This window comes from Streptomyces sp. NPDC058872, from assembly GCF_042743065.1.
Lineage (GTDB): Bacteria > Actinomycetota > Actinomycetes > Streptomycetales > Streptomycetaceae > Streptomyces.
In genome coordinates this window covers 45,523-65,020 of sequence record NZ_JBHYMK010000004.1, presented here as the reverse complement: position 1 = coordinate 65,020, position 19,498 = coordinate 45,523, and the positions used below count along the sequence as shown (strand labels likewise).

The 19,498-nt window shown below is 70.4% G+C and carries 35 protein-coding genes; 33 read left to right on the top strand and 2 right to left on the bottom strand.

Annotated features, from left to right (window positions below; all coding sequences use genetic code 11):
- From ACFW22_RS03525 to ACFW22_RS03465, 13 genes are all read left to right on the top strand, one after another.
- Positions 1-744 (top strand): ATP-binding protein, encoded by a 744-nt coding sequence (locus ACFW22_RS03525; protein ID WP_386398298.1) that lies wholly within the window; start codon positions 1-3, stop codon positions 742-744.
- Positions 741-965 carry a hypothetical protein gene (locus tag ACFW22_RS03520; RefSeq protein ID WP_386398295.1) on the top strand — a complete coding sequence of 75 codons (225 nt, stop codon included), beginning with the start codon at positions 741-743 and terminating at the stop codon, positions 963-965. The genes ACFW22_RS03525 and ACFW22_RS03520 overlap by 4 nt, the downstream gene beginning before the upstream one ends.
- The gene (locus ACFW22_RS03515; protein ID WP_386398293.1) at positions 962-1,198 is read left to right on the top strand and encodes a hypothetical protein; all 237 of its coding nucleotides are present in this window, start codon (positions 962-964) and stop codon (positions 1,196-1,198) included. Before ACFW22_RS03520 ends, ACFW22_RS03515 begins: the two co-directional genes overlap by 4 nt.
- Positions 1,195-1,440, top strand: coding sequence for a hypothetical protein (locus tag ACFW22_RS03510; protein ID WP_386398291.1), 246 nt, complete (start codon positions 1,195-1,197; stop codon positions 1,438-1,440). Before ACFW22_RS03515 ends, ACFW22_RS03510 begins: the two co-directional genes overlap by 4 nt.
- Before the next feature lie 27 nt (positions 1,441-1,467).
- Positions 1,468-1,623 carry a hypothetical protein gene (locus ACFW22_RS03505; protein ID WP_386398289.1) on the top strand — a complete coding sequence of 52 codons (156 nt, stop codon included), beginning with the start codon at positions 1,468-1,470 and terminating at the stop codon, positions 1,621-1,623.
- A gap of 24 nt (positions 1,624-1,647) precedes the next feature.
- Positions 1,648-1,842 (top strand): hypothetical protein, encoded by a 195-nt coding sequence (locus ACFW22_RS03500; RefSeq protein ID WP_386398286.1) that lies wholly within the window; start codon positions 1,648-1,650, stop codon positions 1,840-1,842.
- A complete protein-coding gene (locus tag ACFW22_RS03495) occupies positions 1,839-2,168 on the top strand; it encodes a hypothetical protein (protein ID WP_386398284.1) in 330 nt (109 codons plus the stop codon). The genes ACFW22_RS03500 and ACFW22_RS03495 overlap by 4 nt, the downstream gene beginning before the upstream one ends.
- Before the next feature lie 85 nt (positions 2,169-2,253).
- Complete coding sequence (locus ACFW22_RS03490) at positions 2,254-2,505, top strand: hypothetical protein (protein ID WP_386398281.1); 252 nt, start codon at positions 2,254-2,256, stop codon at positions 2,503-2,505.
- Between the two features lie 69 nt (positions 2,506-2,574).
- A complete protein-coding gene (locus ACFW22_RS03485) occupies positions 2,575-3,573 on the top strand; it encodes a hypothetical protein (protein ID WP_386398278.1) in 999 nt (332 codons plus the stop codon).
- The gene (locus ACFW22_RS03480; RefSeq protein ID WP_386398275.1) at positions 3,570-3,818 is read left to right on the top strand and encodes a hypothetical protein; all 249 of its coding nucleotides are present in this window, start codon (positions 3,570-3,572) and stop codon (positions 3,816-3,818) included. Before ACFW22_RS03485 ends, ACFW22_RS03480 begins: the two co-directional genes overlap by 4 nt.
- Positions 3,815-4,051, top strand: coding sequence for a hypothetical protein (locus ACFW22_RS03475; RefSeq protein ID WP_386398272.1), 237 nt, complete (start codon positions 3,815-3,817; stop codon positions 4,049-4,051). Before ACFW22_RS03480 ends, ACFW22_RS03475 begins: the two co-directional genes overlap by 4 nt.
- Positions 4,048-5,034: a hypothetical protein gene (locus tag ACFW22_RS03470; protein WP_386398269.1), complete on the top strand. Its 987-nt coding sequence runs from the start codon at positions 4,048-4,050 to the stop codon at positions 5,032-5,034. The genes ACFW22_RS03475 and ACFW22_RS03470 overlap by 4 nt, the downstream gene beginning before the upstream one ends.
- Positions 5,035-5,137: 103 nt before the next feature.
- Positions 5,138-5,779 (top strand): hypothetical protein, encoded by a 642-nt coding sequence (locus tag ACFW22_RS03465; protein WP_386398267.1) that lies wholly within the window; start codon positions 5,138-5,140, stop codon positions 5,777-5,779.
- A gap of 53 nt (positions 5,780-5,832) precedes the next feature.
- On the opposite strand, the gene ACFW22_RS03460 is transcribed toward ACFW22_RS03465, so the two are convergent.
- Both ACFW22_RS03460 and ACFW22_RS03455 read right to left on the bottom strand, forming a co-directional pair.
- Positions 5,833-6,258, bottom strand: a complete 426-nt coding sequence (locus tag ACFW22_RS03460; RefSeq protein ID WP_386398264.1) for a DUF6221 family protein — start codon at positions 6,256-6,258, stop codon at positions 5,833-5,835.
- Positions 6,255-6,548 (bottom strand): hypothetical protein, encoded by a 294-nt coding sequence (locus tag ACFW22_RS03455; protein WP_386398262.1) that lies wholly within the window; start codon positions 6,546-6,548, stop codon positions 6,255-6,257. The genes ACFW22_RS03460 and ACFW22_RS03455 overlap by 4 nt, the downstream gene beginning before the upstream one ends.
- Positions 6,549-6,736: 188 nt before the next feature.
- Here ACFW22_RS03455 and ACFW22_RS03450 point away from each other — a divergent pair, with 188 nt between their 5' ends.
- The 20 genes from ACFW22_RS03450 (at position 6,737) to ACFW22_RS03355 (ending at position 19,494) form a co-directional block, all read left to right on the top strand.
- A complete protein-coding gene (locus ACFW22_RS03450) occupies positions 6,737-7,048 on the top strand; it encodes a hypothetical protein (RefSeq protein ID WP_386398259.1) in 312 nt (103 codons plus the stop codon).
- Positions 7,048-7,206: a hypothetical protein gene (locus tag ACFW22_RS03445; RefSeq protein WP_386398257.1), complete on the top strand. Its 159-nt coding sequence runs from the start codon at positions 7,048-7,050 to the stop codon at positions 7,204-7,206. Before ACFW22_RS03450 ends, ACFW22_RS03445 begins: the two co-directional genes overlap by 1 nt.
- A 43-nt stretch (positions 7,207-7,249) precedes the next feature.
- The gene (locus tag ACFW22_RS03440; RefSeq protein WP_386398255.1) at positions 7,250-8,284 is read left to right on the top strand and encodes a DUF2637 domain-containing protein; all 1,035 of its coding nucleotides are present in this window, start codon (positions 7,250-7,252) and stop codon (positions 8,282-8,284) included.
- Positions 8,284-8,790 (top strand): hypothetical protein, encoded by a 507-nt coding sequence (locus ACFW22_RS03435; protein WP_386398253.1) that lies wholly within the window; start codon positions 8,284-8,286, stop codon positions 8,788-8,790. The genes ACFW22_RS03440 and ACFW22_RS03435 overlap by 1 nt, the downstream gene beginning before the upstream one ends.
- Entirely contained in the window at positions 8,790-9,407 is a 618-nt protein-coding gene (locus ACFW22_RS03430) for a hypothetical protein (RefSeq protein ID WP_386398250.1), read from the top strand. The genes ACFW22_RS03435 and ACFW22_RS03430 overlap by 1 nt, the downstream gene beginning before the upstream one ends.
- 17 nt (positions 9,408-9,424) lie before the next feature.
- Positions 9,425-9,853 carry a DUF6221 family protein gene (locus ACFW22_RS03425; protein ID WP_386398247.1) on the top strand — a complete coding sequence of 143 codons (429 nt, stop codon included), beginning with the start codon at positions 9,425-9,427 and terminating at the stop codon, positions 9,851-9,853.
- Between the two features lie 263 nt (positions 9,854-10,116).
- Positions 10,117-10,455, top strand: coding sequence for a hypothetical protein (locus tag ACFW22_RS03420; RefSeq protein ID WP_386398244.1), 339 nt, complete (start codon positions 10,117-10,119; stop codon positions 10,453-10,455).
- 16 nt (positions 10,456-10,471) lie between these two features.
- Positions 10,472-10,759, top strand: coding sequence for an HNH endonuclease (locus tag ACFW22_RS03415; protein ID WP_386398241.1), 288 nt, complete (start codon positions 10,472-10,474; stop codon positions 10,757-10,759).
- Positions 10,760-10,761: 2 nt separating this feature from the next.
- Positions 10,762-11,040, top strand: coding sequence for a hypothetical protein (locus tag ACFW22_RS03410; protein ID WP_386398235.1), 279 nt, complete (start codon positions 10,762-10,764; stop codon positions 11,038-11,040).
- Positions 11,028-11,468 (top strand): hypothetical protein, encoded by a 441-nt coding sequence (locus ACFW22_RS03405; protein ID WP_386398232.1) that lies wholly within the window; start codon positions 11,028-11,030, stop codon positions 11,466-11,468. The genes ACFW22_RS03410 and ACFW22_RS03405 overlap by 13 nt, the downstream gene beginning before the upstream one ends.
- Before the next feature lie 307 nt (positions 11,469-11,775).
- Positions 11,776-12,024, top strand: coding sequence for a hypothetical protein (locus ACFW22_RS03400; RefSeq protein ID WP_386398229.1), 249 nt, complete (start codon positions 11,776-11,778; stop codon positions 12,022-12,024).
- The gene (locus ACFW22_RS03395) at positions 12,014-13,492 is read left to right on the top strand and encodes a terminase (protein ID WP_386398227.1); all 1,479 of its coding nucleotides are present in this window, start codon (positions 12,014-12,016) and stop codon (positions 13,490-13,492) included. Before ACFW22_RS03400 ends, ACFW22_RS03395 begins: the two co-directional genes overlap by 11 nt.
- Positions 13,489-13,653 (top strand): hypothetical protein, encoded by a 165-nt coding sequence (locus ACFW22_RS03390; protein WP_386398224.1) that lies wholly within the window; start codon positions 13,489-13,491, stop codon positions 13,651-13,653. Before ACFW22_RS03395 ends, ACFW22_RS03390 begins: the two co-directional genes overlap by 4 nt.
- Entirely contained in the window at positions 13,650-14,984 is a 1,335-nt protein-coding gene (locus ACFW22_RS03385) for a phage portal protein (RefSeq protein ID WP_386398223.1), read from the top strand. The genes ACFW22_RS03390 and ACFW22_RS03385 overlap by 4 nt, the downstream gene beginning before the upstream one ends.
- Entirely contained in the window at positions 14,984-15,925 is a 942-nt protein-coding gene (locus tag ACFW22_RS03380; RefSeq protein WP_386398221.1) for an HK97 family phage prohead protease, read from the top strand. Before ACFW22_RS03385 ends, ACFW22_RS03380 begins: the two co-directional genes overlap by 1 nt.
- The gene (locus ACFW22_RS03375; protein ID WP_386398218.1) at positions 15,925-17,424 is read left to right on the top strand and encodes a phage major capsid protein; all 1,500 of its coding nucleotides are present in this window, start codon (positions 15,925-15,927) and stop codon (positions 17,422-17,424) included. The genes ACFW22_RS03380 and ACFW22_RS03375 overlap by 1 nt, the downstream gene beginning before the upstream one ends.
- A 64-nt stretch (positions 17,425-17,488) precedes the next feature.
- The gene (locus ACFW22_RS03370; RefSeq protein WP_386398216.1) at positions 17,489-17,794 is read left to right on the top strand and encodes a hypothetical protein; all 306 of its coding nucleotides are present in this window, start codon (positions 17,489-17,491) and stop codon (positions 17,792-17,794) included.
- The gene (locus ACFW22_RS03365; RefSeq protein ID WP_386398212.1) at positions 17,791-18,204 is read left to right on the top strand and encodes a hypothetical protein; all 414 of its coding nucleotides are present in this window, start codon (positions 17,791-17,793) and stop codon (positions 18,202-18,204) included. Before ACFW22_RS03370 ends, ACFW22_RS03365 begins: the two co-directional genes overlap by 4 nt.
- Positions 18,205-18,214: 10 nt before the next feature.
- The gene (locus tag ACFW22_RS03360; protein WP_386398210.1) at positions 18,215-19,027 is read left to right on the top strand and encodes a hypothetical protein; all 813 of its coding nucleotides are present in this window, start codon (positions 18,215-18,217) and stop codon (positions 19,025-19,027) included.
- Positions 19,027-19,494, top strand: coding sequence for a hypothetical protein (locus ACFW22_RS03355; protein ID WP_386398207.1), 468 nt, complete (start codon positions 19,027-19,029; stop codon positions 19,492-19,494). The genes ACFW22_RS03360 and ACFW22_RS03355 overlap by 1 nt, the downstream gene beginning before the upstream one ends.
- Positions 19,495-19,498: the final 4 nt, after the last annotated feature.

Here is a 19,498-nt window from a genome sequence, read left to right as displayed (position 1 = left end):
ATGCCCGAACCGATCATCCTCGACAACGCCGCCGCCATGGCCCGCCTCAACGCCGGCCTCGCCGCCCGCGGCATGGACCAGGTACCCGCCGGCCCCGTCGAAGACAGCCCCACCCCCGACGAACCCGGCCACCCCGAATACCACCGCCGCCAACGCGCCGAATGGGCCCTCGACCGGTGGGCCGCCGCCACCCCACCCCGCTACAAGGAAGCCGACGCCATGCACCCCGTCGTCCAAGCCTGGTCCGCCCGCGTCGCCGCCAACCCCACCACCGCCGGAAACCTCCTCCTCACCGGCACCACTGGCACCGGCAAAACCCACCAAGCCTACGGCGCCCTCCGCCGCATCGCCGAAGCCGGCCCCTCCGTCTACGAGATCCGCGCCACCACCGCCGCCGACATGTACGGCCTGCTCCGCCCCAAGGGCTCCGAGCGCGGCGCCGAGGAAGAACTCCGCCGCCTCGCCCGCGTCCCCCTCCTCCTCCTCGACGACCTCGGCTCCGCCAAAGCCACCGAGTGGACCGAGGAAGTCACCTACCGGCTGGTGAACGAGCGGTACAACGCCTGTCGCCCCACCATCTACACCTCCAACCTGCCCGCCCGCGCTCCCCTCGACGAGCAAGGCCGGCCACTCGGCCCGGACCTCACCAGCGCACTCGGCGAACGCATCGTGTCCCGCCTCTCCGAGGACACCACCGTCGTCCCCATGACCGGCAACGACCGCCGCCGCCGAGGCGCCGCATGACCCACCGGTGCCCGCCGAATTGCCACCGCTGCCCCGACCTCGACGACGACGTCATGCCCGGCTGCATGGGCACCGCCTCCAACCAAGGCCAGCCCGAAACCGCGCGACTCCTCACCTGGTGCACCTGCTCCGCCAACCGCTCTCTTCCCACCGAAGACAGCAACGCCGCACGCATCGCAGCCCTCGAAGCCCGCATCGCCGAATTGGAGGCACGCCAGTGACCGCGGCCCGGCGTCTCGCAGACGCCCTCAACGAAGCCACCCCCACCGGAACCTTCGGCGGACCACGCCCACCCCTCCGCCCCTGGACCCCCCAAGAACAGTACGAACACCGCCGCACCCTCCTCGACGCCCTCAACGGCTGGGACTGGAACGACCCCTACAACACCACCCGCCGCACCCGCGAACGCGACCGCTACCAAAACCGCACACCCACCACCCAGGAGCAGCCATGACCTTCGCCTACGTCGCCACTATCGGCGCCACCCCCACCCACAGCGCCACCACCCTCCAGGCCGCACAGAGCGCCGCGCTCACCGCCGAAACCCGGTACAGCACCGCCGACCAGTACGAGCACCGCTGGGACGAGCACCGCCCCGGCCAGACCTGGCGCCTCATGCAGCGCCGGAAGGACCGCAAGGGCCGCTACGCGTGGACCCAGCGCGCCGTCCACGCCGTCGAGCACATCACCACCTGACCCGCCCACCACGAAGGAGATCCGACCATGCCGCTCTTCCTTCTCGGCCTCGCCCTCGGCGGCCTGTCCGGAGGCATCACCTACGGCCTCACCGCTGACGGGCAGCTCGCCGCGATCGTCGCCGCCATCGCCGCCGTACTCACCTGGCTCGGCCTCGCCACCCTGCTCATCGCCGACGACTGACCCGCCCACCACCCAGGAGCAGACATGAACCTCGACTACCCCTACGACGCCGACCCCACCGACCACGACTACATCCACCCCACCGACCGCCCCACCGAATGGGCCCGCATGGCCACCGACTACGCCCACGCCGGCCGCACCCTCCCCGACATCGCAGCGCTCCTCTGCATCAGCGAGGACACCGCCGCAGCCCTCCTTCAGGAAGGGCCAGCATCGTGAGCGCCTGCAAGTGCCTCCGCTGCCGCACGACCGACCAGCCCGCCGAGGCTCCCGTCGTACACGAGCCGGTCACCCTTCCCGACCAGCCGCGCCCTTTCCGGGTCCACCACCCCGAAGGTCGTACCCAGGACTGCACCCTCCACCCCGACGGGCATCTCACCACCGTCATGGCCGGCCAGCAGTGGGTGTCCGCACTCGACTTCGACGAGATGCGCGCCACGTCCTGGGAGCGCGCGCACATCGAGTGGGACCCGGCCCCTCTCCTGGACCCCGCTCCCACGCCCGAGCCCGAGCCCGTGCAAGCCGCGCTCATCCCCGCCGTCTGACCCCGACGCAAGCCGGCCCCGCTCGCGGGCTATGCGAGCGGGACCAGCCACAACATCCCACACCCCGAAGGAAGCAGCACCAACCATGAACATCGCCCTCACCGCTTACGGCATCGTCCAGATCACCCTCACGACCGAGGAGGCCGCAGCCGTCCGCGACGACCTCGGCGGCATCCCGGCCACGAAGGTAAGCACGCCTGGCGACAAGCTCCACAGCCTCCTGGAAGCCGTCACCGGCGCCAAGGAGACCCCGGCCAAGAGCTACGAGGAGCTCAAGGCCGAGTGCCTCGCCGCCGAGGCAGACGCCGACATCGCGGCCCACCCCAGCCGCCTCTGACCCCGTCCGTCCGTGGGGCTGTCCGTCCGGGCGGCCCCCACCGCATCCCACCACTAGGAGCCACACGCCGTGACCGAGCAGACCGTCCGCACCCCCTACGCCCACAAAATCCGATACGGCGTAACAGGCGCACCCCACCTCCCCAATCCCGACCTCCCCGCTTTCGGCGTCATCCCCGCACTCGTCGAGCTCATCTACTCTGCCGCCCGCGGTGACCGACCGGCCCGTATCAGCGCCTCCGTGACTGGCTACCTCACGCGCAACGGGACGAAGGTACGGCCGGGAAACAAGGTGGCCCAGCACTACGTCGACGGCCCCGACGGCTGGCCGGAGTGGCTCGCGGCCGAGGCCCGGCATCACGCGCCCGTAGTCCGGAACGCCGCTCGTGTAGCCGCCCGCCAGACCACCAGACAGGACGACACCGACTGCCCCGCCTGCGACGCCGGCATCGAGCACACCGAGCACTGCCCGACCCCCGAGACCCACAACTGGGGATGCGGCTGCCCCACCGACGAGAAGCCCGCCGCAGACCGCCGCGATGCCGACCAGCCGGACCCGACCACCGCCAACGACCCCACCACCGCTGTCGAGCCGCAGGACCACCCCGGCGCCGACCTGTACGCCCGCCTCCGCGCCGCCGGCGAGGACCACGACACCGCGCAGGCCCTGATCTACGCCCACGCCCGCATGACCATCCGCCAGCACACCGCGACCCACGACGACGCCCCCTTCATCCGGCCTTGCTCCTGTGGCATCACGGCGCCGCACACGTTCTGCCCGCCCACCTGGGACACCGGAACCAACGACGAGGCCGCCCCCGCTGTCGGGCAGCCGGCCGAAACACCACACACCGACGAGGCCCGGCCGCCCGTCCACCGATGGGCCGCCGAGCTGCACGACCCGCTCGCCGACGAGTGGGTACCCGGCACCCGCTACTCGGACCGCGACCGCGCCGTAGCCGCCCTCGCCCACGCCCGCGCCGTCGGATCCACCTGGAAGGACGGCACCCCCGTCGACCGCCGCCTCGTGCGCGAGGACACCACCTGGACCGTGGAGGACAAGCGATGACCCAGCCCACCAACCAGCAGGCCTACGACAACCTGTACGACGGGCTCACCAAGGGCGTGCAGCACGCACAGATTCGAGGCCACCTCCTCGACCAGTACCGGGCCGCTGTCCTCCGCGAAGCCGCCGAGCTCATCCGCACAAGAGCCGAAGACGGCGACTTCAACGCCCCCGAGTACGGCTCCCACGAGAACGTCCTCGAAGCCGCCGACATGCTCGACCAGAAGGCCGAGGAGGCCCACACGTGACCCCCGCAGACGAACTCCGCGCCGCCGAAGAGCGCCTCCGCATGGGCGACCACCGCATCGACATCAACCTCCGCAACCACCTCCGCACCCTCCTCGACACCGCCGCCGACACCGTCACCGCCTACCCCGAGCTCGGCGACGACCACGACCGCGACACCTGCGACGACTACGCCTGCGACCTCATCGGCGCCACCCTCGACCTCGCCCGCGCCCTCAACGGAGACCCCACATGACCCAGCCCGCCGAGCACTGCGGCCACCAGCCCGACCCCGTCATCGGCCAACCCACCGAATGCGTCCTCCGCCCCGGCCACAAAGGAAGCCACGCCGACCACACCGGCATGCGCTGGTGGATGCGCCAGCCCAGCGCGAACCCCACCGTCCAAGGCCGCTGTCCCGCCTGCCACGCCACCAGCCTCTTCCTCGGCACCGGCGGCCACGTCACCTGCGCCCGCATCGACTGCCCGAACCCCTGCGCAGCCGACGACCTCCTCCACCAGCCAGCCGCCCAGCCCGCCGAGCAGTGCTGCGTGTGCGGCAGCCCCGACGTCACCTACCACAACTACCGCGAGCAGCCGTTCTGCTGGCCCTGCGCCAACTGCCAGTGCGGACTCAACCCCTGCGTCCGCGAAACGCTGTACAAACCCACCCAGCAGGCCGAGCGGCACACCGTCGACACGATCACCAGCGACGCCCTCGACGCCCTCTACGAGCAGCTCGAAGCCGCTCAGCAGACCGAACTCGCCCGCCAGCTCGCCACCTGCGACAAGGCGTTCGCCTCCGCCACGCTTCGGGCCGCCCAATCCGGTGCCCGCGCCAAGCGGGCCGAAGCCGAGCTGACCGCGCTCAAGGCCATTGCCACCGGCTACTGCGGGCACTGCGGCCGAGGCGACTGCTCCCCCACCGCCCAACAGTGGCTGGACCAGCGAGACCGAGCCAACAAGGCCGAGGCCACCATCGAACGCGTCCGTACCTGGGGCGCCCAAACCCAGCACGGCGCTGCAGCAGCCGAAGTCCTCGCCGCCCTCGACGAGGAACAACCCGGCCACCGCTACCTCTCCACCAGCTGCCTCCACGACCACCACGACTACTGCAACAACAACCGCGGCATCGCAGGACCCAAGAGGTCGGCACAGTGCAAGTGGTGTCCCGCGCCCTGCATCTGCCACTGCCACAACGGCGGGGAGCAGCCGGCGGGCAGCGACTCAAGCGACTGAACCCCAGACACAGCGACGGGGCGTGCCCAGTCCGCCAAGACTCCGCAGGCACGCCCCACACGGTGCGATCACCGTACCGCCCCGCCACCACAGGAGCACCACGATGACCACCACCGCCACCGCTCAGCAGCTTCAGACCGTCGCCCTCCTCTGGCCCGACCTCCACGAAGCCCTCGCCGACCGCACCCAACACGCGTGGCCCCCGCCCCAGCTCCGCAACTACCTCGACGCCCTCGGCCACCACGACCCCACCGACGCCGCCGCCCTCCGCGCCCTGGAACGCAACCCCGACCAGCTCGGCACCCGACCCGTCCCCGTGAACCTGCGGATCATGGACACCATGCGCGCCGTCGAAGCCGTGCTCTACGAAACCGCCGACCAGATCGCCGCCGCCAACCAACACAACGTCCACACCAGCCACCCCCACCGGTGGTCATTCACCGGACGCCGCCCCGGAGCCATCCACACCGCCCTCTGGCTCGCCGCCCGCGCTGACGGCGTGTTCTGGCCCGGACGCGCCCTCACCGAGCCCCAACACCGCCACCTCGGCCGCATCGCCCGCGAAGCCCTCCACCGCGTCGAGACCGCACTCGACCTCGCCCACGGGCAGCGCGAACTGTCCGGCGACCACCGATGCCCCTGCGGCGGGCGCATCGTCATCCGCGGCGGCGGCGGCGACCAGCCCACCGCCAACTGCCGAGGCTGTGGGGCACTCTGGACCGAGCGCGGCATCGTCGCGGCCTGACCCCGGACAGCACAAAGGCCCCCACCCAGCCGGGCGGGGGCCACGGGGCGCGGCTACGGGCGCCACGCCTCGTCGTAGTCGGCATGGCCGGCATACGGCAGGGCCAGCAGGCGCAGCGTCGGGCACGGCCACGCCTGCTCGGGAAACTGCTTCGGCGACTCGCAGGAGCGGCAGACCCTGGTGGTGTTGTAGTACTGGGCGCCACCCCCACCGCACAGGACTGCCGGGCCGTGCCGCTCCACGATCCGCCGCTTGGCGTCGACCTCGGCGAGCACCCGCGCCGGATCATGACGGGCGATGTGCACGCCGCGCCACGCTCGGGTGCAGGCGGTGACACGCTCGAAAGAATGGTCCACGTCCACGCGTCGCGTTCCTGTCGGTTCGTTCTCGTCGAAGGCCGTCCAAGTCTCCGGGGCTTCGATCACCCGCTCATCCTCGTCGAGGCGGGCGGTCAGGAACTCCACCAGATCCACTGTCACCCCTCCTCCGCCTTCGGCCGCTTCGTCCCGCGCTTCCCCGCCGCGATCTGCTGCGCGCGGGTTGGGTGCACACCGCCAAGAGCCTCCTCGGCGATCTGCTGCCACGTCATCCCCTTGGCCTTCAGCGCCTTCACGCGCTCCTGCCGCAGCTCCCGCAGCCGAGCGTGGTGCGCCGGCCACGCCTCCAACACAGCAGTCGCCGCGCGCGCGGCCTCCGCGTCGTCCTCGATGGCCTCCAGGGCCTCGATCGCCTCCACCAGCCTCCGCGCCTCCTCGGGTTGGTCCGCCATCCCGCTCCTCCGTTCCTGTGGAAGTGCGGCTGCACACCACGATAGACCCTAGGGTCTTGCATCACTAGACCCTAGGGTCTAGCTTGTGTGGTGCGAGGCCGCTCCCTGGTCTCTCACGCAGTCGGCCCCGGCCGGAGGTGCAACTCCGCCGGGGCCAGCCCATCCCTGAACACGACAGGAGCAGGCTGATGCACGACTCTACGCACCTCACCCAGCCCGACGAAGCCCTGCGACTCGCTCGCAACGGCGCACTCCGCCTCGGCGTCCTCCAGCTCGCCCTCGCCGACCGCCTCGACGCCGAACACGCCGACCACCCCATGACCCAGAAACTCGCCGAGGCGCAGGCGCTGCGCGTGACCGAGGCCACCTACGGCGAGGGCACGTACTCCGACCATGTCGAGAAGGCCCTCATCGACTCCCTCCCGCTCATCCTCCCCGGCGAGACCCGCGACACCTACGCCGCCCGCCTCCGCCTCGAAGCGACGGGAGTCGTGGCCTGATGGACACCCCCACCTACGAGCCGGCCCCCGAGCCGGACCGCGCCCCTCGGTCGAACCGGATCGTCGACGCTCCCGCGACACCGGCCGCGTGCGCCGAGGACTACGCCGCGGCGCCCGACGTTCGGGCCACGCTCGACAAGCAGCGGAGGGCCGCCTGATGCGCTTCCTCCACCTCCTCGCCTACCTGATCGGACGGCACCTGTGAACCGAATCGTCTGGTGGGCATCCCTGCTCGTCATCGGCGCCGCCGCCGCCGGCATGACCGGCTGGTCCCTCTACGTCGTCGCCCACGACCTCTACGGCGTCCCCCACTACCTCGCCCTACTCACGGCCGCCGTGTTCGACGGCGCCGCCATGGCGTGCCTGTACCTCGCCTCAGCCGCCACGAACGAGGGCCGGTCCGCTGCCGGCCCGCGGCTCGCCGTGTTCGCCCTGGCCGCGGTCTCCGTCAGCCTGAACGCCAAGCACGCCGACCACATCAACGGCGGCGTGCCCGCCCTGCTGCTGTTCGCCGCGCCGACCGCCGCCCTGCTGATCGTCGCCGACCTCGCGTGGGCCGCGACCCGAGCCCGGAAGCGCGCAGCGGCCGGCGACCGCCCCGTGACCCTTCCCCGCTACGGACTGTGGGGCTGGATTCTCGCGGGCGAGCAGGCGTGGGCCGCGACCCGGGCGCGTGCGGTCAACCACGTGACCAGCACGGATGCGATCCGGACCGAATCCGAACCGCGCCTGGAACACTCCGCCACCGCGAAGCTGCGCGCCCACTTCGAGAACATGGACCCCGACGAGGCAATCCGCCTCGCACACTCCGCGAAGCCAACCACTCCGCCCGCCGAACTCGCCGCCGAGCTGGTCTCGTACGGCGTCCACGTCAGTGCCGTGCAGGTCGCGCTCGTCCTCGGCTACCAGCCACCAAAGGTCTGGGTCGAGCGCCCGACGCCCACCGGATCCGGTCCGGAATCGGCCCTCCCCCCAGGAGGTGAGAAGCCGCTGACCGGCCCGGACCCTGATCCGAACCAATCCGGACCGACCCCAGTCACCGTCCTGGACGCAACGAAGCTCGTCGCGCAGCGCGGTATCTACGACGAGGTCGACGCGACCGCCGAGGTGTCCCGGCTCCTTGGCCGGCCCGTCCGCCAGGACACCGTTCGCCGCTACCTCAACGACATCCCGGAACCGAAGCCGGAGCCGAACCCGACCCCCGAGGTCGGGCAAGGCGGCGGGGGGTACAACTGATGCCGTACACCGTGATCAGCCTCGGCGGCGTCACCACCGGACTCGCCATCATCGCCATGTTCCTCATCCGCTGGTACTTCAAAGAAGGCCGCCGCTGGACCGCACTCCTCCCCTTCGTCTTCGCCCTCATCTACGGCATGCTCGCCGCCCTCTCCGCCTACAACTCCGTCTCCGCCCTCGGCGCCATCACCTGGCTCGGCATCTGGGCAGGCAACTTCGCCGGACACATCGGCCTCGTCTGGGGCGTCGGAGGACAGGACCGCGACGTCACCCGCGCCACCCCCCTCGTCCTCGACTCCGGCGGCTACGTCGTCCTCCTCCTGCTCACCGTCGTGATGGTCGCGCTGCTGCTGTGGGCACGGAAGCACATCCCCGCCGGGAAGATCGTCGCCGGGTCGCTCTCCGGCGCTCTCCTCTCCCTGGCCGGCACCATCGCAGGCATCGCCGCCGTACCCCTCGCCTCGGCCGTGAACGCCCTCGGCTCCCCGATCACCACCTACTTCTGATGGACGACACCACCCCCACCACAGGAGAGGAGCAGGCAGCCGCCGCGGAGCAGCGCACCGAACGCGCCGCAGCCGGCTGCCTCCTCGCCATCGCCATCGGAGTCGGCGGGGCCGTCGCCGTCGCCGTCCCGGAGACCGCCTACTACGCCGCCGGCCTCGGGACCGCCATGGCCCTCCGCAAGACCCGCAGCTGGATCGCCGGGCGCCGCGAACACGCCGACGAGCAGTTGGAAGAGGCCGACCCCGTCGACATCGTCGCCGTTCTCCTAAGCCTCTCCCAAGGCCAGGAGAACGTCCGCCTCACCCAGCTCCAAGAGGCCGCCGGCCTGCCCGACACGAAGGCCGTCCGCGCCCTCCTCGACGAGGCCGGCATCCCCATCCGCCCCGGCGTCCGCGCGGGCGGGAAGAACGGGCCCGGCATCCACCGCGACGACATCCCCCGCGAGGAGGCACCCCCTTCCGGGCGTTGTTTGTGCAGGTCACATGCCAACACCAACGCCAACAACACCAGCGAAGAGGGGACCGAGAAGGGGTTGCGTGTAGACCCCATCGGCCAAGCCGGGGCCGTCATCCACACCCCCGCCGAAGCCAACCGCCACCACACCATCAGCCGCTGAAGGGAATGATGAACAACATGGACGACCTGACCACGTTCCTCCGCGCCCGCCTCGACGACGACGAGCGCCGCGCCCGCCGCGGCTACTACAGCGACACGCACTGGGATCTCTTCACCCCGAGCGCCCACCTGCGGGCGTGGAAGGCATGGCGCGAGCACTTCCCCCGCGAGGAGTGGGACGTGAAGGCTAACGACGTCATCGCCGACGCGTCCCGAGACGCAATCCGGGAGCGCATCACCGCCCATGAGGAGGAACGCTCCACACGAATGCTGGCCGAGGTCGACGCTAAGCGGCGCATCCTGCGGGCGCACGATAAGTGGTGCGCTGGGGAGTGCGAAGCGAAGTACCCCGAGGGGGGCTTCGACGCCGCTCACTACTGGGCGATCAAGTCTCTCGCCGCCGTGTACGCCGACCATCCCGACTACCGCGCCGAGTGGCGGCCGTAGCCGCTGTCAGCCCCCGCAAGTACCGTAGACACATCCCATCCGAGCTTCGACGGCTGCAACTCGGACCCCGCCCCGCCCCCGGAACAGCGCCCGGACGGCGGGGCACTACACCCGTAGTTGCAATCCGGCCGCCCCTGCCCCATGATGGAGACGCCTCCGGCATGCCCAGACACACGGCCCCACCACCACGGTCGGGGCCTTCGCCATGTCACGACACGGACACACCGCCACCCCACACGCGCCACGTCCGACACCCTGGCCCGATGCGCAGACACACCACCGCCACCGCCCTCGCAACCACACTCCTCCTACTGACCGGCTGCAGCAGCGGCAGCAACGACCCCAAGCCGCCGGCGCCCACAACCACAGCCACCGTCGACACCGAAGCAGCCGCTCAGGCCTGCACCAACGCCGTCTACGCCGCCATCCAAGACGCGAAGACCGCCACCGACCTCCCCAAGCCCCCCGAGTGCGCCAGCATGGCCGAGGCCGACTACCTACAGACCGTCCTCGCCGTCATCCAACAGACCAACCAAGACGGCCAAGACGCACTCCAGAAGGCCATCGAGGACGCGGCCTCCGCAGCCACCCCCGGCTCCTAACCCCAAGGAGGCGCCCGTGCCCGGCAACCCCCGCAACGGGCGCCCCTACCGCCGCCTCACCGAGCAGCAACGCGCACTCGGACTGCCATGCTGGTGGTGCGGCCATGACATCGACTACCGCATCACCGGCGACGCCGCCCGACGCTCCAGTTGGGCATTCACGCTCGACCACGCTACCCCCCTCAGCCGCGGCGGCAGCCTCCTCGACCCCGCCAACGCCCGCAGCGCACACCGCCGCTGCAACTCGGCACGGGGCAACCGAACAACAGCACGCGCCCCGCAGCGAGCCTCTCGAAGGTGGTGACGGTGAAGCGCTCCGACCTCTCCACCGAGACAGTGCTCACGGCCGTGGCGACGTACGGCAGCCGAGCCTTCGAACACCTCGAAGCCGACTACCCGCCGAAGATCGTCGCGGCAGCCATGGCCCGGGACACATCGGCCGGCCTCCTCGACTACGGGGTCTCGGCCGTTCGGCCCTGGCTCACACCCGCTGGCAAGTACCGCTTCACACACGAGCCGGAACGCTGCTGCGGCTGCGGCGGCGACTACTGCTGCGAGCACGGGGAGGCGCCGTGCTCTACGTAATCACCGGCCCGCCCGCCGCCGGCAAGAGCAGCTGGATCCGAGCCCGAGCCCGGGCCCGCGACATCGTCATCGACCTGGACCTCATCGCCACCGCCCTCGCAGGACCGGGGGCACCCAGCTGGAACCACGACCCCACCCTCCTCAAGGTCGCCCACCGCGCCCGCTTCGCCGCCATCGAGGAAGCCCTCGCCCACCGCGACACCGTCGACATCTACCTCATCCACACCCAACCCAGCCCCCGCGCGCTCGCCAAGTACCGACGCCACCAGGCCGAGCTGATCACCGTCGACCCCGGCCGCGACATCGTCATGCAGCGCATCGCCGACATGCGAGCCCCCCACATGCAGGCCGTCGCCACCCGCTGGTACCGCGAGGCAGCCAAGCAGCCCTCACACAGAGTGACCCGGCAGGCCTCCCGTAGCTGGTGACCCAGTCACCCAGCACACTCCCACTACGGCCCCCACCCCGGCCCCACCACCACCCCGCAGGCAGCCACGACCGCACGCGGCGCGAGCCTCCACAGCAGCGCAGACCGGCCCTGACCAGCAGGTTCGCCCCCGGGGGAGGGGGGTGCTTGGGCATCGTGAGATCCGAAGGGCGGGCGACCCAAAAGCCCTTGTCGCCCTGTTTTGCGCGCGGGCCAAGATCAACGGGGCAAGCACACTGAGAGTCACCTGTCAACCCCCAATCGCCATTCGCTTGAATTCACTTGAGCAAACGACCTAGGGGGTACCCGTGCTCGCCTCCGCCATCCAGCGCGAGCTCGAAGCGCTCGCCGTGGAGAGTATCGCCCCAGGTCAAGCGGCCCTTGCGCTCGCCCTAGCCGTCACCATCGATGACGCCACCGCCCCTACAGCGAAGGCCGTCGCCGCCCGCGAGTTGCGAGCGCTAATGCGGGAACTGCGGAGCCTGGCTCCGGTCCGCTCGGACGGGGACCAGCTCGACGAGCTACAGGCCCGCAGGAGGGCCCGTCGTGGCGCCTGAGAAGCTCTACGGCGCCCAGCGCCCGCGAATCGAGACCGTCCCCCCGTACGTCGCTTCCTCGGGCCCTGAGGCGGTTGAGCTCGCGGCATCCGCTGGCCTGCTCCTCGACCCGTGGCAGCAGCACGCACTCACCGTCGGGCTCGGCGAGGACCCCAACGGCCGCTGGGCTGCCTTCGAGTGCGCCGTCACCGTCAGTCGTCAGAACGGCAAGGGCTCGATCATCGAGGCCCGTGAGCTCGCCGGCCTGTTCCTCCTCGGCGAGGAGCTGATCATCCACTCGGCCCACGAGTTCAAGACCGCGATCGAGGCCTTCCGCCGGATCGAGTCGCTGATCGTGAACACCGACCACCTGCGCAAACGCGTCGCCAGGGTCCGGCGGACGACGGGCGAGGAGGCCATCGAGCTCATCACCGGCCAGCGCCTGCGGTTCCTCGCCCGCTCCGGTGGCTCCGGCCGCGGCTTCACCGGCAACTGCGTCATCCTCGACGAGGACATGATCCTGGGTGACGACGCCATGGGCGCCCTGATGCCCACCATGGCAGCCGTCGACGACCCGCAGGTCTGGTACTTGGGGTCGGCCGGCATCGGTCCGCAGTCCGTCCAACTGGCCCGCCTCCGACGTCGCGCGCTCGCTGCTGTCGAGTCCGGGGAGCCGGACCCGTCACTGGTCTACCTGGAATGGTCGATCAACGCGCACGTCAGGGAGTGCGCGACCAACTGCACGGACCACGATGACCCGCTCGCCCCGGAGTCCGTGGCGTTGGCGAACCCGGCGCTCGGGTACCGACTGACGCTGGAGCACACCGAGCGTGAGCGTCGAACCATGGGCCCGGAGATCTTCGCCCGTGAGCGGCTCGGTGTCGGCGACTACCCGGACGAGGAGGGCGACGCCTGGTCGGTCATCGGTAAGGACGCCTGGGAGGCGCTCATCGATGGCGACAGCCAGGCCGACGACCCGGTGACGTTCGCGATCGATACGACCCCGGAGCGCTCGCACACCTCGATCTGTATCGCGGCCCGCTCAGAGGCGTCCTTCCATGTGGAGGTCATCGAGAACAGGCCTGGTACTCAGTGGGTGGTGGACCGGGCCGCCGAGCTGCATGCGAAGTGGTCCCCTCGTTGCTGGGTCATCGACCCGTCCAGCCCCGCCGGCTCCTTCATCAAGGAGCTGGAGGAGCGGTTGGGGATCGAGGTGGTTACGCCGCGCGCTCGGGACGTGGCGCAGGCCACCGGCCAGTTCTATGACGCGGTCGTATCGCAGCAGCTCGTTCACATCGGCCAGGCGCCGCTCTCCGTCGCGCTTGCGGGCGCCAGGAAGCGCGATCTCGGCGAGGCGTGGGCGTGGGCCCGGCGCGGCGTCGGTGTCGACATCAGCCCCTTGGTGGGCGTCACGCTCGCTCGCTGGGGCCTGACGGCCGACGTCGAGGAGCCGGAGGAGGAGGTGGAACCGTGGGTCGCCTTCGGGTGAGCAGTCAGAGCAGGGCTCGTGGTGGTGTCCTGGCTGGCGGTGGGATGGTGGCGGGCGGTGCCGGGCTCTGGCTCGGCGCCGCCACGGCCCTGATGGTCGGTGGGGTGCTCCTCGTCGCCTACTGCCTCTTCGTGGCGGACGTAGGTGGTGACAGCTCATGACGTCGCTGTGGAGGTCCCGGCGCCGCCAGGACGATGCGCGCGCCATCTCGACGATCGACGACTACGCCGAGGCTCTACAGGCCTCGCTGGGGTACGGCGGGTGGTCGCCGCTGGGTATCACCCAGAGTCAGCCTGGTCAGGTCGCGGAGAAGGCGCCGGGGGACTTCCCGGGGTACGCGACGCTGTTTGCCACCAACCCGATCATCTGGGCGTGCATGGTGGCCCGGCAGTCGGTGTTCTCCTCGGCCCGGTTCACCTGGCAGCGCATGAACAACGGTCGTCCCAGCGAGTTGTTCGGTAACACCGAGCTCGCGCGCCTGGAGACGCCGTGGGTTGGTGGGACGACGCAGGATCTTCTGGCCCGGGTCATTCAGGATGCTGACCTGGCGGGCAACTCGTACTGGGTTGCTGACGGGCCCGAGGTGGTCCGTATGCGGCCGGACTGGGTTCAGATCGTCCTGGAGCGCCGCACGATGCATGGCGGCACCCTTGGCTGGCGCCGGTACGGCTACCTGTATCAGGAGCCTGGCGAGGAGCCTGTGTTCCTGTGGCCGGAGGAGGTTGCGCACTTCGCGCCCACTCCCGATCCGTTGGCGACGTACCGGGGGATGTCCTGGCTGACGCCGGTTCTGCGTGAGACGCAGACCGACAACCTGATGGTGCGGCACAAGCGTGCGTTCCTGGAGAACGCGGCCACGCCGAACCTGGTCGTGCGCCTGGCCCGCGAGGTCACTCCGGAGGCGTTCGAGAAGTTCAAGGCCAAGATGGACTCGGGGCACCGCGGTGTGGAGAACGCCTACAAGACCCTGTATCTCGGCGGTGGCGCGGACGTCACGGTCGTCGGGAAGGATTTTCAGCAGCTCGACTTCGCGAAGGTCCAGGGCGCCGGGGAGACTCGGATTGCGGCTGCTGCCGGAACTCCGCCGATCATCGTCGGCCTGTCCGAGGGGCTCCAGGCCGCCACGTACTCGAACTACGGGCAGGCCCGCCGCCGGTTCGCGGACGGCACCATTCACCCCCTGTGGGGGAACGTCGCCGGGTCCTTCGCTCCTCTGCTGCGGTCCCCTGGTGTGGCGACCCGGCTTTGGTACGACGTGACCGGGGTGCCGTTCCTGCGTGAGGACCGGAAGGACGCCGCTGAGATCCAGGGCATCCAGTCCCGCACGATCCGCGCGCTCGTCGACGCCGGCTACACGCCCGAGTCCGTACAGCGCGCGGTACAGGCCGAGGACTGGTCTCTGTTGGAGCACACCGGCTTGTTCTCCGTCCAGCTCCAACGGCCTGGCACCAGATCGTCCACTACGCCCACGCCACCTGAGGAGGGGACCTAATGGGCACCCTGCACACTACGGCGCGTGACCTGACCAGGTCCGCGCCTTTCTCGTTCGAACGGGCCGACGGCGAGTCGGACGGCGACGGCCGGACCCTGCGCGGGTACGCCGCGGTCTTCGGGCAGGCCACGGAGATCGACTCGTGGGAAGGGACGTTCACCGAGACGATCCGCAAGGGCGCGTTCCGCAAGACGATCCGCGAACAGACCCCGGTCCTGCAGTTCGACCACGGCCGGCACCCGCTGATCGGCTCGCTGCCGATCGGCTCGATCGTCGACCTCCGCGAGGACGACGAGGGTCTGTATGTCGAGGCCCGGATCACGGACAACTGGCTGATGCAGCCCGTACGGGACGCGATCGCCGAGGAGACCGTGAACGGCATGTCGTTCCGATTCGAGGTCGTCCGCGAGCAGTGGACCGACGTGCACGGCAAGGTCGTCCGAGAGGACGAGATCGGCCAGCTGCTGTGGCAACCAGGCGAACGGGGGCCGCTGCAGCGCGAACTCATCGAGCTGAAGTGCCGCGAGCTCGGGCCGGTCGTTTTTCCCGCCTACGCGGGCACCAGCGTGTCCGTGCGGGCCCGGGACATGGCGGATGGCCTGGCCGCCGACGACCAGCTGACCCGGCAGATCCGCGCCTCCCTCGCGCGTGACGCCGCAGCCCCGCAGATCCCTGATGACCCGGCGCTGCGCCGCGAGGTAGCGACCGCGCTTCTCTACCGCAGTGCCCCCGGCCAATTGCCCAGCCATCTGGCCCCTGAGACCACACCACCTGGCGCGCCGCTCGAACGGGAGCACCCGCCGACCCCCCTTGACGCGCCGCCCGAGGTTGGGCACCCGTCGCCCTCACCCAGCACGGAACGCCGCCGCGGCCACATCCGAGAGATCGGTGCGGTCATGGACGACGTTCTGGCATCGATCGAAGCGAAGGAGCAGGGCTGATGCCCGACCTCAAGAACCTCTCCCACCAGCAGGCGGTCATCCGCCTGAAGGACATTCGTGCCCAGCTTGAGGAGCTGGAGACGCGCGACGACCTGACCGAGGAGGACGAGCGGCAGTTCGACGAGCTGACGCAGGAGTTCACCGACGTCGACGACCACCGTCGTCAGCTGGAGCGCCGCTCTGCCCTGGAGCGGGTACGGGCCCGTACGCAGGTGAGCGACCGGTCTCCGGCCTCGTTGTCGGTGCAGCGGGGCACGCCGATCGGCGGTGGCGGCTCGTACGACACCGACCCGATCCTGAACCCCGACAGCGTGGAGGACCGGCGCTTCCGCAACCCGTGGGACCTCGACGAGATGCGTGCCTTCGGCCGCTCTCCTGAGGAGACCGGGCAGGAGCTGCGGGCCCGGGCGCTGTGCGCGGTGGAGAAGATGTCCGGCGCCAACGACGGCATCCGGTCCGTGGCGACGGACATCCTGGAGCGCTGGGACGACAAGCGGGGCACCATCGCCCGCATGTGCCTGGCCACGTCCTCGCCGGAGTACCTGCGGGCCTGGTCCAAGTTGGCCCGCGGCAAGGGCCACATGGTGACCCCCGACGAGCAGCGCGCTCTGGAGCGGGCCATGTCGCTGACCGACAGCGCGGGCGGCTACCTGGTGCCCTTCCAGCTCGACCCGACCGTCATCATCACGTCGAACGGGTCGCGTAACCAGATCCGGCAGGCGGCCCGCCAGGTCGTGGCGACCGGCGACGTGTGGAACGGTGTCTCGGCCGGGGCCGTGTCGTGGCGGTGGGCCGCCGAAGGCACGGAGGCAGGGGACAACGCTCCGACGTTCGCCCAGCCGACGGTGCCGGTCCACAAGGCCGATGGCTTCGTGCCGATCAGCATCGAGGCCCTGGAGGACGAGGCCAACGTCACCCAGGAGGTCGGCCGGCTGCTCGCGTTCGGCAAGGACACCCTGGAGGCTGCGGCCTTCACCACGGGGTCCGGGTCGGGCCAGCCGACGGGCATCATCACCGCCCTCGCCGGCGGATCGTCCGAGGTCGCGCCGACCACGGCGGAGACGTTCGCTGTCGCCGACGTCTACAAGCTCGACCAGGCCCTGCCCGCCCGCTACCGGGCGATGGGGTCGTGGATGGCGAACCGGGCCATCTACAACCTGGTGCGCCGGTTCGACACCGGTGGTGGCGCGGACCTGTGGGAGCGTCTGGGCGCGGACGTGCCTCCGATGCTGCTGGGGCGTCCGGCGCTGGAGGCCGAGGACATGGACGGCACCTTCGACCCGGCCGCAACGGAGAACAACTACGCTCTGCTATTCGGCGACTTCGAGCACTACGTCATCGCCGACCGGATCGGCATGACGGTCGAGTTCCTGCCGCACCTGGTGGGCGCGAACAACCGGCCGACCGGTCAGCGAGGCTGGTACGCCTACTACCGGGTGGGGGCTGACAGCGTCAACGACGCTGCGTTCCGCCTGCTGAACATCGCGACCACCGCCTGATCTGCCGCTGTAAGGGGGCCGCACAGCGCGGCCCCCTTCGTGCTGGAGGAAGGGAGATCACCACATGGCGATCAAGCGGTGCACATCTGCGTTCGCGGCAGTCGTGGACGGCGCCCCCCGCGTCGTGACGGTCGGCACCCTCGTCGAGGACACCGACTCCGTTTTCAAGGGCCGCGAGCAGCTCTTCGAAGACGTCAACACCTACGTGTCCCGGCGGTCCGGGCGCGCCGAGACGGCGAGCGCGGAGCCCGACGAGAAGCGGTCCCTGCCGTCGCGCAGGGCTGGCAGGAAGGGCGCCGGCCGGCCGTCTGCCGACACATCCGAAACCACCGTCCATGGCGGCGCAGAGCAGCAGGAGGGCAGGTCATGAGGCACAGCCTGTACAACGTGGCGTTGGCGCAGTCGACGATCCTGCCTGCCGCGGCCCGTACCGCGTCCACCACGGGTGCCACGGTGGACCGCATGACCGACGAGGGCGGTTTCCGTTCCGCGCTGGTCGTGGTCCATGCCGGGACCGTCACCGATGGCACGCACACCGTCGAGGTTCAGGACTCGCCCAACGACTCGGACTGGACCGCTGTCGCGGACGAGTACCTGCAGGGGACCGAGCCTGCGTTGACGTCGGCGAACGACGAGCGGATCCACGAGATCGGATACACCGGTCATCAGCGGTATCTGCGGGTGGTCGTCACGGCGTCTGGCTCGCCGTCCACCGGCGGCGTGTACGCGGCGGAGATCCTGCTGGGGTGGCCGCGGCGCATGCCGCCCGCGCGGGCGTAAGGGGGAAGGAGTGCCGTACGATCTCGGCGCCACCGCGCGCCTGACCGCCGAGTGCCGGGACCCGGGCGGCACCCTCACCACCGCCAGCGGGGTCACGGTGACGGTGACCCTGCCGGACGGGACGTCCGCCACCCCGTCCGCGAGCGAGTCGAGCACCGGCCAGTACCTGGTCGACTACGCCACCACGCAGGCTGGACGGCATGTGATCCGCTGGGTCTTCACGGGCCCGGCTGACGCATACACCGACAGCTTCGATGTGCGGGAGGCAGCCCCGCCGGGGATCCTCTCGCTCGCCGACGCCAAGACCTACCTGCGGCTGACCAGCACGGCGGAGGACGACGAGCTGCGTACGTGGATCGAGTCGATCACGTCCGGGATCGAGGGCATGTGCGGGCCGGTCGTGGCCCGGACCGTCACCCAGCGGATCGACATCCGCAGGGCAGCATCGATCGCCCTGCGTGACACCCCGGTCCTGGAGCTGATCTCCCTGGAACCGGTGCACACCGGTGGTACCTCATACGACCCGGCAGATCTCGACGTCGACCTCGATACCGGGGTCGTGCGGCGGCTGAACGGCTGCATGTTCATCGGCCCGCTGATCGCGACCTCGCGGGCAGGCCGGCTGGTCGTGCCGGCCGCGCTCACCTCGGCGGCCCGGATCATCCTGCGGCACCTGTGGCAGACGAAGCAAGGCCCGCAGCGCCCGCCGCTTGGTACCGGTGACTTCGATGTGAACGAGCCTGTTCCGTCGTTCGGGTACGCGATCCCTAACCGTGCTCTGCAGCTGATGGAGCCGCATCGACTGCCGCCGGGGGTGGGCTGATGGCAACGTCCGCCATGCCGGAGGCGATCGATGCTCTGCTGGCGATCCTGGGTGCAGCCCCCGAGCTGGCCGATGTGCAGATCGTCGACGGACCGCCGGTCAATGACCAGTCTGTCGCCGACCAGTTGTGCGTCGGCTACCAGCCGGGGGACGGCGAGTCTGCCTCGATGGTGCAGGAGTTCGCCTACGCGGGCGCACGCCGCCGCAACGAGGACGGTGTCATCGACTGCTGGATCGACTGCTGGAGCGGAGACGTGGAGATCCAGCCTCGGCGGCAGCGGGCCTTCGAGCTGCTGGCCGTCGTTGAGGACGCGCTACGTGCCTCCGGTGCAGCGCCGGATGCACCCACGCTTGGGGGCGTTGTCCAGTGGTCGCACCTGACTGCCGGATCGCTGAGGCAGGCCATCACCGATCAGGGTGCTCGGGCGGGCATCGGGTTCACCGTCTCCTACTTCGCCCGCATCTGACCCA

What these genes read in the sequence shown, in the direction of transcription:
- ACFW22_RS03520 (WP_386398295.1), top strand. Translation starts at nt 741, where the DNA reads ATGACCCACCGGTGCCCGCCGAATTGCCACCGCTGCCCCGACCTCGAC.
- ACFW22_RS03445 (WP_386398257.1), top strand. Translation starts at nt 7,048, where the DNA reads ATGGACACCCCCACCTACGAGCCGGCCCCCGAGCCGGACCGCGCCCCT.
- ACFW22_RS03355 (WP_386398207.1), top strand. Translation starts at nt 19,027, where the DNA reads ATGGCAACGTCCGCCATGCCGGAGGCGATCGATGCTCTGCTGGCGATC.
- ACFW22_RS03480 (WP_386398275.1), top strand. Translation starts at nt 3,570, where the DNA reads ATGACCCAGCCCACCAACCAGCAGGCCTACGACAACCTGTACGACGGG.
- ACFW22_RS03430 (WP_386398250.1), top strand. Translation starts at nt 8,790, where the DNA reads ATGGACGACACCACCCCCACCACAGGAGAGGAGCAGGCAGCCGCCGCG.
- ACFW22_RS03500 (WP_386398286.1), top strand. Translation starts at nt 1,648, where the DNA reads ATGAACCTCGACTACCCCTACGACGCCGACCCCACCGACCACGACTAC.
- ACFW22_RS03375 (WP_386398218.1), top strand. Translation starts at nt 15,925, where the DNA reads ATGCCCGACCTCAAGAACCTCTCCCACCAGCAGGCGGTCATCCGCCTG.
- ACFW22_RS03365 (WP_386398212.1), top strand. Translation starts at nt 17,791, where the DNA reads ATGAGGCACAGCCTGTACAACGTGGCGTTGGCGCAGTCGACGATCCTG.
- ACFW22_RS03385 (WP_386398223.1), top strand. Translation starts at nt 13,650, where the DNA reads ATGACGTCGCTGTGGAGGTCCCGGCGCCGCCAGGACGATGCGCGCGCC.
- ACFW22_RS03465 (WP_386398267.1), top strand. Translation starts at nt 5,138, where the DNA reads ATGACCACCACCGCCACCGCTCAGCAGCTTCAGACCGTCGCCCTCCTC.
- ACFW22_RS03435 (WP_386398253.1), top strand. Translation starts at nt 8,284, where the DNA reads ATGCCGTACACCGTGATCAGCCTCGGCGGCGTCACCACCGGACTCGCC.
- ACFW22_RS03470 (WP_386398269.1), top strand. Translation starts at nt 4,048, where the DNA reads ATGACCCAGCCCGCCGAGCACTGCGGCCACCAGCCCGACCCCGTCATC.
- ACFW22_RS03380 (WP_386398221.1), top strand. Translation starts at nt 14,984, where the DNA reads ATGGGCACCCTGCACACTACGGCGCGTGACCTGACCAGGTCCGCGCCT.
- ACFW22_RS03450 (WP_386398259.1), top strand. Translation starts at nt 6,737, where the DNA reads ATGCACGACTCTACGCACCTCACCCAGCCCGACGAAGCCCTGCGACTC.
- ACFW22_RS03490 (WP_386398281.1), top strand. Translation starts at nt 2,254, where the DNA reads ATGAACATCGCCCTCACCGCTTACGGCATCGTCCAGATCACCCTCACG.
- ACFW22_RS03370 (WP_386398216.1), top strand. Translation starts at nt 17,489, where the DNA reads ATGGCGATCAAGCGGTGCACATCTGCGTTCGCGGCAGTCGTGGACGGC.
- ACFW22_RS03510 (WP_386398291.1), top strand. Translation starts at nt 1,195, where the DNA reads ATGACCTTCGCCTACGTCGCCACTATCGGCGCCACCCCCACCCACAGC.
- ACFW22_RS03420 (WP_386398244.1), top strand. Translation starts at nt 10,117, where the DNA reads ATGCGCAGACACACCACCGCCACCGCCCTCGCAACCACACTCCTCCTA.
- ACFW22_RS03505 (WP_386398289.1), top strand. Translation starts at nt 1,468, where the DNA reads ATGCCGCTCTTCCTTCTCGGCCTCGCCCTCGGCGGCCTGTCCGGAGGC.
- ACFW22_RS03525 (WP_386398298.1), top strand. Translation starts at nt 1, where the DNA reads ATGCCCGAACCGATCATCCTCGACAACGCCGCCGCCATGGCCCGCCTC.
- ACFW22_RS03455 (WP_386398262.1), bottom strand. Translation starts at nt 6,548, where the DNA reads ATGGCGGACCAACCCGAGGAGGCGCGGAGGCTGGTGGAGGCGATCGAG.
- ACFW22_RS03425 (WP_386398247.1), top strand. Translation starts at nt 9,425, where the DNA reads ATGGACGACCTGACCACGTTCCTCCGCGCCCGCCTCGACGACGACGAG.